Origin of the sequence: Verminephrobacter eiseniae EF01-2 (assembly GCF_000015565.1) — a bacterium.
Lineage (GTDB): Bacteria > Pseudomonadota > Gammaproteobacteria > Burkholderiales > Burkholderiaceae_C > Acidovorax > Acidovorax eiseniae.
The window spans coordinates 4,703,354-4,717,639 of the sequence record NC_008786.1 but is presented as its reverse complement, the minus strand read 5'-3'; the positions used below and the strand labels follow the sequence as shown (position 1 = coordinate 4,717,639).

The 14,286-nt window shown below is 65.8% G+C and carries 16 protein-coding genes; 8 read left to right on the top strand and 8 right to left on the bottom strand.

Going from position 1 to position 14,286, the window contains the following annotated elements; genetic code table 11:
• Positions 1-28 precede the first annotated feature (28 nt).
• The 4 genes from VEIS_RS20695 to VEIS_RS20680 all read right to left on the bottom strand — a co-directional run bounded on the left by VEIS_RS20695 (position 29) and on the right by VEIS_RS20680 (position 4,005).
• On the bottom strand, positions 29-1,267 hold the full coding sequence (locus VEIS_RS20695) for an EamA family transporter (protein ID WP_232287765.1): 1,239 nt from the start codon (positions 1,265-1,267) through the stop codon (positions 29-31).
• Between the two features lie 423 nt (positions 1,268-1,690).
• On the bottom strand, positions 1,691-2,692 hold the full coding sequence (locus VEIS_RS20690) for an alpha/beta hydrolase (RefSeq protein WP_011811969.1): 1,002 nt from the start codon (positions 2,690-2,692) through the stop codon (positions 1,691-1,693).
• The gene (locus tag VEIS_RS20685) at positions 2,689-2,910 is read right to left on the bottom strand and encodes a hypothetical protein (RefSeq protein WP_011811968.1); all 222 of its coding nucleotides are present in this window, start codon (positions 2,908-2,910) and stop codon (positions 2,689-2,691) included. Before VEIS_RS20685 ends, VEIS_RS20690 begins: the two co-directional genes overlap by 4 nt.
• 33 nt (positions 2,911-2,943) lie before the next feature.
• Entirely contained in the window at positions 2,944-4,005 is a 1,062-nt protein-coding gene (locus VEIS_RS20680) for an IS630 family transposase (RefSeq protein WP_011811967.1), read from the bottom strand.
• A gap of 185 nt (positions 4,006-4,190) precedes the next feature.
• On the opposite strand from VEIS_RS20680, the gene VEIS_RS29955 reads away from it, so the two are divergent.
• Positions 4,191-4,367, top strand: coding sequence for a hypothetical protein (locus VEIS_RS29955; protein WP_198137907.1), 177 nt, complete (start codon positions 4,191-4,193; stop codon positions 4,365-4,367).
• On the opposite strand, the gene VEIS_RS20675 is transcribed toward VEIS_RS29955, so the two are convergent.
• From VEIS_RS20675 to VEIS_RS20665, 4 genes are all read right to left on the bottom strand, one after another.
• On the bottom strand, positions 4,342-4,761 hold the full coding sequence (locus tag VEIS_RS20675; RefSeq protein WP_041951122.1) for a putative toxin-antitoxin system toxin component, PIN family: 420 nt from the start codon (positions 4,759-4,761) through the stop codon (positions 4,342-4,344). The two genes, VEIS_RS29955 and VEIS_RS20675, sit on opposite strands and share 26 nt — an antisense overlap.
• Positions 4,761-5,000, bottom strand: coding sequence for a ribbon-helix-helix domain-containing protein (locus tag VEIS_RS20670; protein ID WP_011811965.1), 240 nt, complete (start codon positions 4,998-5,000; stop codon positions 4,761-4,763). Before VEIS_RS20670 ends, VEIS_RS20675 begins: the two co-directional genes overlap by 1 nt.
• Positions 5,001-5,042: 42 nt before the next feature.
• A complete protein-coding gene (locus tag VEIS_RS29950) occupies positions 5,043-5,387 on the bottom strand; it encodes a hypothetical protein (RefSeq protein WP_198137906.1) in 345 nt (114 codons plus the stop codon).
• A 67-nt stretch (positions 5,388-5,454) separates the two neighbouring features.
• Positions 5,455-6,474, bottom strand: coding sequence for a Bug family tripartite tricarboxylate transporter substrate binding protein (locus tag VEIS_RS20665; RefSeq protein ID WP_011811963.1), 1,020 nt, complete (start codon positions 6,472-6,474; stop codon positions 5,455-5,457).
• A gap of 203 nt (positions 6,475-6,677) precedes the next feature.
• Between VEIS_RS20665 and VEIS_RS20660 the strand changes: the two genes are divergently transcribed.
• From VEIS_RS20660 to VEIS_RS20630, 7 genes are read left to right on the top strand one after another with little or no spacing between them, the layout of a single operon-like run.
• Positions 6,678-7,928 carry a CaiB/BaiF CoA transferase family protein gene (locus VEIS_RS20660; protein ID WP_011811962.1) on the top strand — a complete coding sequence of 417 codons (1,251 nt, stop codon included), beginning with the start codon at positions 6,678-6,680 and terminating at the stop codon, positions 7,926-7,928.
• On the top strand, positions 7,925-9,145 hold the full coding sequence (locus VEIS_RS20655) for a CaiB/BaiF CoA transferase family protein (RefSeq protein ID WP_011811961.1): 1,221 nt from the start codon (positions 7,925-7,927) through the stop codon (positions 9,143-9,145). The genes VEIS_RS20660 and VEIS_RS20655 overlap by 4 nt, the downstream gene beginning before the upstream one ends.
• Entirely contained in the window at positions 9,142-10,506 is a 1,365-nt protein-coding gene (locus tag VEIS_RS20650; RefSeq protein WP_011811960.1) for an MmgE/PrpD family protein, read from the top strand. The genes VEIS_RS20655 and VEIS_RS20650 overlap by 4 nt, the downstream gene beginning before the upstream one ends.
• A gap of 12 nt (positions 10,507-10,518) precedes the next feature.
• On the top strand, positions 10,519-11,295 hold the full coding sequence (locus VEIS_RS20645) for an enoyl-CoA hydratase/isomerase family protein (protein ID WP_011811959.1): 777 nt from the start codon (positions 10,519-10,521) through the stop codon (positions 11,293-11,295).
• 18 nt (positions 11,296-11,313) lie between these two features.
• On the top strand, positions 11,314-12,459 hold the full coding sequence (locus VEIS_RS20640; RefSeq protein ID WP_011811958.1) for a thiolase family protein: 1,146 nt from the start codon (positions 11,314-11,316) through the stop codon (positions 12,457-12,459).
• An 11-nt stretch (positions 12,460-12,470) separates the two neighbouring features.
• Positions 12,471-12,911 carry a Zn-ribbon domain-containing OB-fold protein gene (locus VEIS_RS20635; RefSeq protein ID WP_011811957.1) on the top strand — a complete coding sequence of 147 codons (441 nt, stop codon included), beginning with the start codon at positions 12,471-12,473 and terminating at the stop codon, positions 12,909-12,911.
• Positions 12,901-14,061 carry a PrpF domain-containing protein gene (locus VEIS_RS20630; RefSeq protein ID WP_011811956.1) on the top strand — a complete coding sequence of 387 codons (1,161 nt, stop codon included), beginning with the start codon at positions 12,901-12,903 and terminating at the stop codon, positions 14,059-14,061. The genes VEIS_RS20635 and VEIS_RS20630 overlap by 11 nt, the downstream gene beginning before the upstream one ends.
• Positions 14,062-14,286 lie beyond the last annotated feature (225 nt).

Genomic DNA, 14,286 nt, shown 5'->3' with positions numbered 1-14,286 from the left:
TCGTGCTGCGCGGCGGTGACCGGATCACTCATCTGACGGGGATCTTGGCCGATGCCTGCACGGTCAGCCAGACGTTCGACAGCACGATGGCCACACAGGTCGCGACGATCAGTGCCGGAACCACCGGTGATGGCCAACCGGCCAATCGCTGTTCGACGACCAGTGCGAGCGCCGGTACGAACGGGGTGATGATCGAGACGCGCGACGCGCCGAGCGATCCGATCGCGTGCTGCAGCGTGAAGGCGGGAATGACGACGGAAACCATCGACAGCAGCACCAGTTTGCCGATCAGCGCGGGCGCGAATGATTCGGCGGTCGCGCCCGAGAACTGCGCATAGCCCGTCGCGCCCGTGACGACGAGCAGCAGGTAGAAGCGGTTGCTCAGGATGTCGAGCGTCGCGCACTGCGACTGCCTGACGACCTTGCCCGACCAATAAACATAGAGGCCGCCAGCCAGCCCGGCGACGGTGGCCAGCGCGATACCGGCGTAGAGCCGCGCCGGCGCGATCACGATGGCGCCGGCGGTCGTGATGCGCGCGGCAACGAGGCCAAACAGGCACAGCGAGATCAGCACGCAGCCGAGCGTGCGCAGTGACTGGAACGGCACCTGCCGGGTGTACACCACGCAGACGAGCACGGCGACCGGCACGCAGCCCTGATAGATCGCCGATTCGACAGACGCCTCGATGCGTTGCAGCGCGAGGAACATGAAGAACCATGCGGCCACGGTCAATACGTTCAGGATCACGACATCGGCCAAGTGCGTGCGCAGCAGGCGGGAGGGCCGTCCACCGGACAGCAAGTGCGCGCCGAAGAAAATCACGAACGCGGTGAGCAAAGTGATGAACGTCAGCGCCGCCCCGCTGATCTGTGAAAACGAAAATGTCACCCAGACGGCGGACAGCGCGGTGCTGACGCAATAAACGGCGATGGAAAGATAACCGGTGCGCAGTGCTTTCATGGTGGCCTCGCGTGGCTTGCAACTTTCCTGATGATGGGAAGGGCGCAGGCAATGTCCACCGGATGGTTGCAACCCGGGGCGGCGCATCAGATTATGTAGCCTTCGTTGGCTCGTCATCGCCCGCTGGTGAGCGGTGCGCGGGCCAATCGCCCTGGCTTGGGACAAGGCGCAGCCACTTGCCAGGCGACACCCTCGTGGTACGGAAACCGGATCGCCTGGGCCGCAGGCGTCATGCGACTGGCCGGTCTGGCCGGTCTGGCCGGTCTGGCCGGTCTGGCCGGTGCACTGCGCAAGCAGCGCGGCCATGCCGGCGATGCTGATGTCGCCGCGCTGCCCATCGCGCGCGCGGGCACAGTGCGCAGACGCTGGTCGAGGCTATGCCCGGCGCATTCCCCGGCGCGTTCGCTGAACGCGGGTGTTTGCGGCCGGTGTCGATACCGGGCAGGGCGCGCACGCCCGGCATCCGCTGCGGTTTGCGGTATCGGTCACAGGGGGCACAGGGGGCACAGGGGGCACAGGGGGCACAGGGGGGGGCTGCCGGAAAACCCGGGGGTCAGGCTGCATCTGGCGTGTCAGCGGCCGCAGCCCACGCCATCCAACCCAACAGCAACAGAGCCACGAACCACTGGCCCAACCGCAAGCCACGTGAACGGTTTTGAGTACGTGTGCGTAATGCCGCAGCGCCCGATGAAAACAAAGTCGTGCGAACGATGGGTGCGCGAAGATTGATCATGGTTTTACGTCTGCTTGGATCTTCGGCGCTTGCAACTTGGACACGGCGGCGACTGCCTGTTGCAAAGCATCTGGCTGCAAGATCAAACCTGCGTGGTCGATGCCGGGCAACAGCTTCACACCGATCAACCCGGGGCTGACGGAAAAAACGTCGGCAAAGTGCTCTGTGTGAAATGCCTCGTCCTTGTCTCCCGCCAACACCATCAGTGGTTGCGTAACTGCACGAATCGAAGTCTGGTAGTCGTCGCGCGGTCTGAAGTTCGCAGTGAGGTTCAAGTCGTAGCTAGGCGTCAATAGATCCCTATTGGCTTCGTCAATGGCAAATCGCGTCACCGCCAGATGGTTAAGTTGTGACAGGCCCATCCCGTTGAGCGCCTGCAACAAGATCAGGCGTGGCACGCCCACTCGAACCCAGCCCCCACTGTTTTCACGCTGAGTGGGCGCACTTTGATGCACGAAAGGCGACAGCAACAGAAAGCTCTGGAAGGCTTTGGCTTCCGTGCTGGCCGCATAGCGCAGTACGAAGCCTCCACCCGACGAAAAGCCAGCCAAAGTACTCGGCTGCGGTGGATGCATCTGCTTAACGAAATCGCTCAGATCATTCTCAAGCTGACCCACGTAGTCGATGTGTCCTTTGGCCCCTGAAGCCCCGTGACCACGAATGTCGAGCGAATACACGCTATAGCCGGCCGCTGCCAAAGCGTTGGCCAGCGGGTGCATGCTCTTGCTGGTGGCGGACGAGCCATGCACCAGCACCACCGAGCCTTGCACCGAAGGCGAACTCTGTGCAGGTGGGTAGTGGCGATAGGCCAGCTTGTCACCATTGCGGCTGGCAAATTGCATTGGCTCAGGTGCATCGCTGTAGTCGACGGCGCCAAACGCCTGGGTGATGCCCTGCATGGTCGGCGGCTCCGCAGGACCACCCAACCACAATAGCAATCCAAAGCCAACAAAAGTCAGAATAATCATGAGCACGGCAATCCAAATTAGTTGTTTCATCGGTTTCTTTCGGTAGGTTTGAGTCCCATGGCATACAGTCGCTGCGTCAAAAGATCAAATTTGGATGCCGCCTGTTCACCACGGGGCCGGTGCCACTTCAGCCGTACTTCGTTGTTGCCACTCTCGAGCGGATGTCTAACGAAGCCCTCGTACAGCGACAGGAAGGACTCTCCCATCTCGTCCAGCCTGTCGATCTCGGGTTGCAGCTCGTCGACCACCTGCAGAATCTTTTCCTGTCCTAGTCCACTGCATCATTGAATAAGCACCTGCCGAATGCGCCTTGATGGATCGTCGTACTTCCACTTGATGGGCTTGGGATTCTTGTTGTGTTCGCGGATGTAGCGCATCAGCTTTCGCCCCAAGTCCTTCACCGAGGTAAATACGCCGCGGGTTATGACATCACGCTGAATGCGCGAGAACCAGTTCTCCACCTGGTTCAGCCACGACGAGTACGTGGGTGTGAAGTGCATGCGCACGTTGCCGTGCCGTACAAGGAAGTCCCGCACGCGCTGGGTCTTGTGGCTGCTGACGTTGTCGCAGATGACATGGATCTCCTGCCGCTCGCACTGGCTGGCGACGATGTCGGTAAGGAAGGCAACGAATTGCTCGCTGGTGTGGCGCGCCGCGGTCTTGCCCAGCACCTGGCCGGTGGCGGTGTTCAGCGCCGCGAACAAGCTCAGTGTGCCGTTTCTCTTGTACTCGAATCCGTGGCTCTCGGCACGCCCTGGCGACAGCGGCAGCATCCGGTCCTTGCGATCGAGTGCCTGGATGGCGGTCTTCTCATCGACGCAGAACACCACGGCGTGCGCCGGTGGATTGAGGTACAGCCCGATCACATCGGCCGCCTTGGTCTCAAAGTCCGGGTCGTTGGACACCATGTGTCGATCCAGTCTTTGCGCTCGCACGTTGTGCTTGCGCCAGATGCGCTGAACCGCAGAAACGGATACGTCACCAAGTTCAGCCGACAGCTTGTAGCTGCTCCAGTGCGTGGAGCCATCGCTCGGCTTGCGCCTGAGCGTGTAGTTGAGCACCCGCGCCTCCAGTTTGGCCGGTGGCTGCTTGGGCGTGCGTCCCGGGTGCCGGGCGTACATGCCCGCCAGGCGCTCGCTGAGAAAGCGGCTGGACCAGCGGGAGATGAAACGCGAGTCGCATTCGAGCCTTTGCATGATGGTGTCGCGCGACTGACCCTCTTCGAGCATGAGGATCAGCTTGGCCCTGCGCACGTCCGCCACGCGCGCCGTGCGGCTACGTGTGGCAGTCAGCAATTTGTCTCGCTCGGCGTCGGTCAGATTCATTTTTCCCATGCGTTGCATTTAACCACAAATGGGGTGTTGTTTCAATGGTGCAGTGAACTAGGCGCGCCTGGACTTCGGTCGGCCGTTGTCCGTCGGTAGCCGGCCGATGATGAAATCGGCCATGGGCGGCGGCGTGCAGCCACGCAGCGGGGCGACGCCCATTTCCGGGAACAGTAGCGGCAGGCCCTGCACTTTGCTACATCGTGCGCGACCTGCTGGAGATTCCCGACCTGTGCACGGTGGCGCTCCGCGATCCGCGCGGTCTTCCGATGGCGGGCATCAGCGTATCGACCATCGCGCCCCACCCCATGGCGCTCTCGCTGGGTGGTGGACCGGAAACTGACCGGCATGGCCTCAAAGCGCTTCGGCGCAGAAAGTGACCGGGGTGATGATGCGCGTGCGACCGAGGCTGCCTCGTTGCAGCAGTCCGGCGCGGTGATCGCCCGTCACGAGGTCATCGGCGTCGCCTGCCAGCGTCATTGCCAGCAAAAACCTATCGTTCGGATCGTTGGCTTCGATTCCATCGGCCAGAGGCGGCAGCGCGTCCAGCATGATGGAGCGGCGCATGTTGTTGACCATCGTGCCGACGCGGTGCGGCTGGAGCACATCCTTGAACTTCGCATAGCGGCTTGCGCGGCGCAGTTCGTCGATTTGCGTGGTCGAAGTCACCAGATCGAAACGATCCTTCTGCCATGCGCGGTAGATGGCATCGACTGCGCCGTGTGGCGAGAGTAACGCACTGAGCAGCACGTTGGTGTCGAGGACGACCCGCATCAGCGCTCGCGTGCCCATTGCACGGCTTCGGTCACGATGGCGGTCAAATCGGCCTCGCTCACGTCGGTGTTTGCTTGTTTGGCCTGTTCAACGGCACGCTCGAAGATATAGGTACGCACCGCCTCCTCGATGAAGCGTGACAGGTCACCCTTGCGGCCGCCACCTCGCGACGCTAGGAACATGCGCACGGACTGATCCGTGTCCGATGACACGGCAATGTTCCAGCGAATGGTGTTCATGATGATCCAGAATAGAGTTTATCTGCATAGGTGTTTATACATTCATCCTGATGCGGTTGCAATGGCTCGATAGTTCAATAAAACGGTGGCAAAGAATGCCGTGCAGCCGTGCAGCCGTGCGGCGGCGTGCTGACGACCGCTTGCGCGCCGATGGCGGCGTTGATCCCCGGCTCGTTGTCCACGACCTCCGCTTGGGTCGAGCTTCCTGGATATCCGTTCGGCCACCGGGCGGGCCACGCCATCCACCGAAGCGCCCGGGTGGAAAGGCCAGATCATGCGCAACGGGCCCGACGCAAAGCGCCCGCCGGGTGCGGCCGGGGCGCTGCGCCCCGGACAGGCACCGGTGACTTGCGCGGGTGCGCGCAGCAGAAAGCCCTTGCGGCGCATGGTTTGCTCGTGCATGGCGCGGCCTCCAACCCGGCGCGCGCCGAAGGCGCCTCGGGGGTGTTGCACATCAATCAGCCCTGATGTCGGCGGCCTTGATCACGAGCGCCCATTTTTTGGCCTCGGTCGCTATCGTGTCGGCCATCTGTTGCGGGTTGCCGCCATCGACATTGAAGCCATGCCCGGACAGCCGCTGCGCGTTTTCCTTCAGCGCAGCGATGATGGCCTGGTACAGCGTTTGCACGATGGCCGGTGGCGCTCCCGTGGGCATCACGAAGCCGTACCAGGTGTCCGAGTTGTAGCCCTTCAGGCCCGACTCGGACACCGTCGGGACAGCCGGCAATTTCGGGTCGCGCTGCTCGCTGCCGATGGCTATGGCGCGCACCTTGCCCGCCTGAATCTGCGGCAGAGCCGACGGTAGTTGCACGAACATCAGGCCGATCTGGTTGGCCAACAGGTCATTCATCGCCGGGCCGCCGCCCCGGTAGGGGATGTGCAGGATGCTGGCCTTGGTCATCGACTTGAACAACTCGCCCGCCAGGTGCTGTGAGGTGCCGACCCCGGACGATCCGTAGGAGAGCTTGCCGGGGTGGGCATGCGCATAGGCGAGCAACTCCGGCACGCTCTTGACCGGCAGCGACGGGTGCACCACGACGACGATCGGCATGCGCACGGCGATCGTGAGCGGCGCGAATTCCTTGATCGGGTCGTAGGGCAACTGGCTGTAGATGCTTTGGTTCATCGTGACGATGCCGGCGGACGTCAGCATGAAGGTGTAACCGTCCGGCGCGGCGCGCGCCGTCTGCTCGGCGGCCAGGATGCCGCCGGCGCCGGGCTTGTTGTCCACCACCACGGGTTGCCCCAGGTTTCTGGACATGGTTTGCGCGATCGTGCGCGCCAGGAAGTCGGTGCTGGCGCCGGCCGCAAACGGGGCAATCAGGCGGATCGGCCGGTTGGGGAAGTCCTGGGTCTGTGCGGCACTGCCCGCCGCCAGCAGCATGACGGCTGCCAGCCACTGGCGCCGGATCCGGATGGGCTCGTAAGGCACGCGGGACTCCTTCGATTCGCAATGCCCGCGAGTGTCGGCCATGCCGCTTCCGGGATGCGCAGGGAATGGTCAAAAAATAGTCCATATGTTGATATTGATGACAGTACGAAAATACTGCTTTCGTGCACTGATAGATGCCCGTAGAAATATCGATATATGGACTGATTTTGTCCTCTGCCGGCTTGTCTTCGCAGTGGCTTGACGCCTACGATCTGCGGCACTTTTGGCCGTCATCTCCACCAGACATGCACTCCTTGATCGCCCCGGGACCTCTGCAAGGCATACGGGTTCTCGACCTCTGCCAAGGCAGCGAGCAGTACTGCGGAAAACTGTTCGCCCAACTCGGCGCCGATGTGGTGCTGGTGGAGCCCGTGGCCGGCGCTGCCAACCGCCGCGAAGGGCCTTTCCTGGGCCATGCGGCGCATCGGGAACGCAGTCTGAGCTTTGCTTACTTCAATCAGGGCAAGCGCGGCATCGCCTTGGACCTGGAGCACTCAGCGGCGTGCGAGGTTTTTCTGGCACTGGTGCGCAACGCCGACCTGGTGATCGAGGCCGAACCGCCCGGGCGCATGGGCGCGCGCGGGCTTGGGGCCGAGGTTTTGCTGCGCGCGCAACCGTCTTTGGTCGTGACCAGCATCACGCCGTTTGGTCAGGACGGCCCGTTCGCCCATTTCCAGGCCGATGATCTGGTGGCATTGGCTTTCGGAGGGCTGCTCTCGCTCGGCGGCTATCCCGGCCTTGCGCCTACCGCCGCTTACGGCAACCAGGCCGTCCTCTGCGCGGCCCAGTTCGCTGCGGTGGCGTCGCTGGTGGCGCTGTCGGTGGCGCAAGACCAGGGGGGCCGGCCGACTGGCCAACATATCGACGTGTCGGTGCAGGAAAGTGTCACGATGGCGCTGGAGAACGCGGTGCAGTTCGTCGAGCTCGAGCAGCAGATCCGCAAACGCAACGGCGGCGAGCAGCGCCAGGCGGGCACCGGTGTGTTTCCGTGCAGCGACGGCATGGTGTACCTGATGGCGGGCGGCGTTGCCGCCAACAAATTCTGGCATGCCACCACCGAGTGGCTGGTGCAAGGCGGCGCGCCGGGCGCCGAGCAACTGCGCGAGCCGCGCTGGCTCGATGCGCAATTCCTGCACACGGAACAGGCCAAGCGCCTTTTTGCCGACATCTTCCTGCCGTTCGCAGCCAGCCAAACCAAGGCCCGGTTGTATGCCGAAGGGCAGCGGCGACGCATTCCGATCTGCCCCGTGAGCACGACGGCCGATTTGCTGCAAAACCGGCAACTGGCGTTCCGGCAATTTTTCGAGCAGACGACGCATCCGTACAGCGGCGCCCGGTTTGCCGTGCCGGGCGCCCCGTACCGCTTGTCGGCTTCGCCGTGGCAACTCGGGTCTGCGGCGCCTCGGCTGGGCGAGCACAGTTGCGAGGTTCTGGGCGCGCTGGGCTACGACCACGAAACGCAGGCCGTCCTGCTGCGCGCAGGGGCCTTCGCATGAATCAGCGTCCGCTGGCGGGCATCACCGTGGCCGATTTCACCTGGCTCGGTGCCGGCTCCTACACCACCAGGATGCTGGCCGACTTCGGCGCCGATGTGATCAAGATCGAAAGCGGCGCGCGGCTCGACAGTTTGCGCGACGCCAGGCCGTTCCAGGGCGGGGTTCGCGGCGTCAACCGCAGCGGCTATTTCGCCGATCGCAACGCCAGCAAGCGCAGCATCACGCTCAACCTGAAGACCGGGGAGGGCTGCGCGCTGGCGCGGCAACTGGTTCGGTGCAGCGATGTGGTGGCCAACAACTTCACGCCCGGCACGATGGAGAAGTTCGCCCTGGGCTATGACGCGGTGCGCGCGTTCAGGCCCGATATCGTGTACATCGCAATGTCGATGCACGGCCAGGCGGGGCCGCAGGCGCAGTATCTCGGCTACGGCCTGACCATCGGCGCGGTGACGGGGCTGCACCACCTGTGCGGCCTGCCGGACCAGGAGCCTGCGGGCACGGGCACCAACTTTCCCGACCATGTGCCGAATCCGGCGCACGCCGCCTTCGCCATCCTGGCGGCCTTGCGGCATCGCCGCCGCACCGGGCAGGGCCAGTTGATCGACATGGCGCAGATCGAGCCGACCATCGCCTTGCTCGGGCCCGCCGTGCTGGACTACACCGCCAACGGGCATGTTGCCGGGCGCGTCGGCAACCAGCAGATCGCAGGTGCGCCGCATGGCGTCTATCCCTGTCGCGGCGATGATCGCTGGATCGCGCTGTCGGCCACCGGGCAACCGGCATGGGCTGCCTTGCGCACGGTGCTGGCGGATCCCGCGCTCGATCAGGATCTGCGCTTTGCCGATGTCGCCGCGCGCTGGCAGCACCGCGCAGCGCTCGATGCTGCGCTGGCCCGCAGCACGGCCCATCATGACGCGCACGAACTCGCCCGACGCTTGCAGCAGCACGGCGTGGCGGCCGGCCCGGTGCAGGACGCGGCCGATGTCCTGCTGCGCGACGCGCAGTTGCAGGCGCGCCAGCATTGGGCCTACCTGGACCACCCCGAGATGGGCCGCACCGTCTACGGCACGCTGCCGCTGCGGATGTCGCGCACGCCGACAGGCCCGCTCCGGCCGGCGCCGCTGCTCGGTCAGCACAGCGACGAAATCCTGCGGGAAAAGCTGGACCTGTCCGATGACGACATCGCGGCGCTGCGCAGCCGGGGGGTGTTGCAATGAAGGCCGCCGAGCAAATCGCTGCCTTCGTCAGCAGCTTCGGCGCCGAGCGGCTCACGCCGGCACTGGTGCAGACCTGTGGCCGCGCGCTGCTCGATACCTACGCCGTGGCCATTGCCGGCAAGGATGAGCCGGCCAGCCGGCTGGCGCTGCGTTACGCGCGCCGCAGCGGCGCGGCCATGCCGCCCTGGCAGGCCGGCTATTGGGCGACGGGCGAGTTGCTGCCTTTGGAACTGGCGGCGCTGTGCAACGGCGTGGCGGGCCATGTGCTCGACTACGACGACGTGAGCGCACCCCTGCGCGGCCACCCCAGCATTGCGCTGCTGCCCGCACTGGTCGGCCTGGCCGAGGCCATGGATGCCAGTGGCGCCGAGTTCGTCTGCGCATACGTTGCCGGGTTCGAGGTGATCTGCAAGCTCTCCAAGGCCATGGCCCTGCGCCACTACGCGCGCGGCTGGCATTCGACGGCCAGCATCGGCACGCTGGCTGCCGCAGCGGCCTGTGCGCGGCTGCTGCGGCTCGACGCCCGGCGGACCTGCCACGCGATCGGTCTGGGCGTGGCCCAGGCGGCGGGAACCCGTGCCCACTTCGGCACCCACGCCAAATCGTTCCAGGCCGGCCAAAGCAATGCCGCAGGGCTGCGCGCGGCATTGCTGGCCAGCGAGGGCTTCGACGCCGCCAGCGGCGCGCTCGATGCAGCCTTCGGCTACATGGACCTGTACGCCAACGGCGAATCACTGGCCCCCGAACTGGCGACGCTGGGGCAGGCGCCGCTGGAGTTGCTGGGCAGCGGCATCGAGGTCAAGAAGTACCCGCTGTGCTATGCCACGCACCGGGCAATCGATGGGCTGCTGGACCTGCGCCAGGCCCATGCGCTGCGCTTGGCCGATGTGGCTGCGGTGCGCATCCGCGCCAGCGCCGGCGCGCTGACGCCGCTGATCCACGCCCGCCCGCAGACCGGGCTGGAGGCCAGGTTCAGCATGCAATACGCAGTGGCGGCGGCTTTGCTCGATGGCCAGGTCGGTCTGGCCAGCTTTACCGACGAGGCGGTGCGGCGGCCGCAGGCGCAAGCCTTCTTCGCGCAGGTGCAGACCGATGACAGCGCCGGTGGCCCCGCCTTCCCGCGCTGGACCGAGATCGACATCGCGTTGCGCGGCGGCAGGCGCTTGCAGCGCCGCGTAGACCTGCTGCGCGGCTCTGCGCAGGCGCCGTTGAGTCTGGATGAACTGCGCCTGAAGGTTCGGGACTGTCTGGCCTGGGGGCGCGTCGATGCGGATGTCGATGGCCTGGTCGCTGGCGCGCTGGCGCTGGACCGGATGCCGATGCGCCAGTGGCGCGCGGCGGCCGCACTGGTGCCCACCTGAAAGACCACCGACATGCCCTTGCTCTACGAATTGCGCGCCGGCGTTGCCATCGTGACGCTGAACCGCCCCGAGGCGATGAACGCCATCGACCCGGACACCAGACTCGCGTTGCATGCAGCGTGGCAGCGTGCCGCCGGCGACGACGCGGTGCGTTGCGTGGTGCTCACCGGCGCTGGCGACAAGGCGTTCTGCACGGGTTCGGACTTGAAGAAAACCATGCCGCCGAAGGAGAGCCATGCGCAACTGACTTTCGGTGGGACTGCGCCCAGCCATCTGTTGTCCGGCATGGAGATGGACAAGACCATCCTGTGCGCGATCAACGGCTATGCGATGGGGGCCGGCATGGAACTGGCGCTGGCCTGCGATCTGCGCATCGCGTCGGAGAACGCGCAATTTGCGCTGCCCGAGGTGCGCCTGGGCAGCATCCCGGGCGCCGGCGGAACCCAGCGGCTGCCGCGGCTGATCGGGCAGTCGGACGCGATGCTGCTGCTGCTCACCGGCGCGCGCATCGACGCGCAGGAAGCCCTGCGCCTGCGCCTGGTCAGCCGGGTCGTGCCGCGTGCGCGATTGCTCGACGAGGTGCTGGGCATCGCGGCGCAGATCGCGCAGAACGCGCCGCTGTCCGTGCGTGCCGTCAAGCGCCTGGTGCGCGATGGGCAGGACATGCCCATGGACCGGGCGCTGGCGCTGGAGAGCCATGTCTTCGGACTGCTGCGCGACACCGGGGACCGCCTCGAAGGTCGGCGCGCGTTTCAAGAAAAGCGGCCGCCGGTGTACCACGGCCGCTGACGGAACCCGGGAGCAACGATGAACCCGCTCAAGGACAAGGTCGCGATAGTCGGCGTTGGCGCCACGGCGCAAGGCAAGCTGCCCGGCGCGACGCCGGTCACGCTCGGGGCCGAGGCTTTCAAGCGGGCGCTGGACGATGCCGGCCTGAAAAAGGCGCAGATCGATGGCCTGTTGACGATGCCGGGAACCGTCTCGCCCGAGGGCGCGCTCAATTACTTGCGCATGGGTGAGACGCTTGGCATCGACCCGAAGTACACCGGCAGCATGACCATGGGCGGCGGCACCTGCGGCGCGCTGATCCAGAACGCCGCGATGGCAATAGCGTGCGGCATGGCCGACTGCGTGGCCTGCCTCTTTGCCGACACCGCGCGCAGCGGCAACTACCGCTTTGCCCGCGCCTCGGGCTGGGGCGATTCCTGGGGCATCTGGGGCATGTTCGGCGCGGCCGCCAACAGCGCCATCGCCGCCAGCCGCCACATGGCCTTGTACGGCACGCGCAGCCGGCACCTGGGCAATGTCGCAGTCGCCTGCCGCAGGCACGCCGCGCTGAACCCGAACGCGGTGATGCGCGCGCCCCTGAGCATCGAAGACCACCAGGCATCGCGCTGGGTGGTGGAGCCGCTGCACCTGCTCGACTGCTGCCTGATCAGCGATGGCGGCGTCTGCATCATCCTGACCTCGGCCGAACGGGCACGCGACCTGCGGCAGCAGCCGGTGCTGATCGCCGGCATGGGACAGGCCTACACCACCCAAAACATGGAGCGCGAGGACTGGTGGTATGTGCCGCACCAAAAGGAGGCCCTCGACCGCGCCTACGCGATGGCCGGACTGGCTCCCCGGGACATCGATGTGGCCCAGTTGTACGACAACTTCACGATGAGCGTGATCCTGTGGCTGGAGCACGCCGGTTTTTGTGGCGTGGGCGAGGGCGGCCCGTTTACCGAAGGCGGTCGTATCGAACTGGGCGGACAGTTGCCGGTGAACACCGCCGGCGGCAACCTGTCCGAGTCGTACATGGAGGGCTGGCTGCATGCCGTCGAGGGCGTGCGCCAGATGCGCGGCGAGTGCGGCGAGCGCCAGGTAAGGAACGCCCGCAGCTGCCTGGTGACCGGGCGGGGCATGGCGCTGAACTGCGCCAACGCAATGATCCTGCGCGCAGCATGAGGAAAATCCAAATGACCGAAGCCGCCACCTACGGCAAGCCGCTGCCCGCGCTCGACGAGTCCAACCGCGCGTTCTGGAGCGCCGCGCGTGAGCAGCGCCTGGTGCTGCAGCATTGCGGCGGCTGCGGCAGGCCGCGTTATCCGATCAACCATATCTGCCCGCATTGCCTGGATGGCCGCTTCGAATGGCGGGCCGTGTCGGGGCGCGGCAGCGTGCATTCGAGCATCGTGTTCCACCAGGTCTACGAGGCGGCCTTTGCCGGCGATGTGCCCTACAACGTCTCGCTGATTCAGCTCGAAGAAGGGCCACGGATGATCAGCAGCGTGGTGGGCATTCCCGCGTCCGAGGTCCAGGTGGGCGACAGGGTGCAGGTCTGCTTTGACGCCGTGACAGCGCAAATCACCATTCCCCGCTTCCGGTGGATCGGCCAAGGACAGACCGATGCGCGATGAACTTCCTTTCGTCCTGATGCGCGGTGGCACCAGCAAAGGCGTGTTCCTGCGTGCCGACGATGTTCCCGGCGACCGCGACCGCTTGACCCGCGTGCTGCTGGACCTGTTCGGCAGCCCCGATCGGCGGCAGATCGACGGCCTCGGCGGCGCGGACAAGCTCACCAGCAAGGCCGCCATCATCGGGCGACCCACGCGGGCGGACACCGACATCGGCTACCTTTTCGGCCAAGTCGGCACGGTCAGGGCCGAGGTCGACTACCAACTCAACTGCGGCAACCTGATCGCCGCCGTGGGCCTGTACGCGATCGAAGAGGGACTGATTGCGGCGCATGAAGGCAGCACGCTCGTGCGCGTGCACAACGTCAACACGGACCGGGTGGTTCATGTGCAAGTGCCGGTGCAGGGCGGCAAGCCTCTGTGGCGCGGCGATCTGGCCATCGCGGGGGTGCCCGGCACGGGCGCGCCGATCTCCCTGGACTTCTCGCGCGCGCTGGGCGCGATCACCGGACGGCTGCTGCCCACGGGCAATGCCATGGACGTGATCGATGTCGAAGGTCTCGGGCCGGTGGAACTGTCCGTGGTCGATGGCGCCAACCTGGCGATTTATGTGCAGCCCGGCGTGCTGCGCATGACGGGCCTGGAGACGCCGGACGAGATCGATGCGGATGCCGGCCTCCGGTCGCGTATCGACGCCATCCGCAAAGCCGTGGCCTACCGCTGCGGCTTGCGCGGCTACTGGGATGCCCGGCAGGCCCCGTCGACGCCGATGCTGCTCGTCGTGGGTGCGCCTGCCGACTACCGCAGTTGCACGCAGGGCGATCCGGTGGCCGCTGCCGACCTGGATCTGGTGCTGCGCCAATATGCCTCCGGCGCGGCCAGCAAGGCACTGGCCGGCACGCTGGCGGCCACGACCGGCCTGGCCTGCCGCCTGCCCGGCACAGTGCCCCAGCGCTTGCTGGCCATGGCGCGGGGCAACCCGGACAGGCGTCTGGCGTTCGGCCATCCGTCGGGCATCATCCATGTGCAGGCGCAGGTGCGCTCCAGGCCGGGCGCAGCGCCCACCATCGACCGGCTCGTCGTGCAGCGCACGGCGCGCCGGCTGGCGCAAGGCCGGGCGTTCCTGAAAGAGGCTTTCCAGCGCGGTGCGTGATGCATGGCGGGGCTTGGCGCTGGTCCGCGCGACGCTCCGGCAGACACCCGGGGGACCCTGGTGTCGCGTCACCGATCATCTGTCGGTCTGCGCTAGCCATCGAAGCGCATCGCGGCGTTGCATCGCTTGCCAATACGCTATGTATTGGCTGCGCGATGCGCCTTGCGCTGCGCTCCGATGGCTGCGCGCAGCCTACGACATCTGATCCGTGACGCGACACTAGGG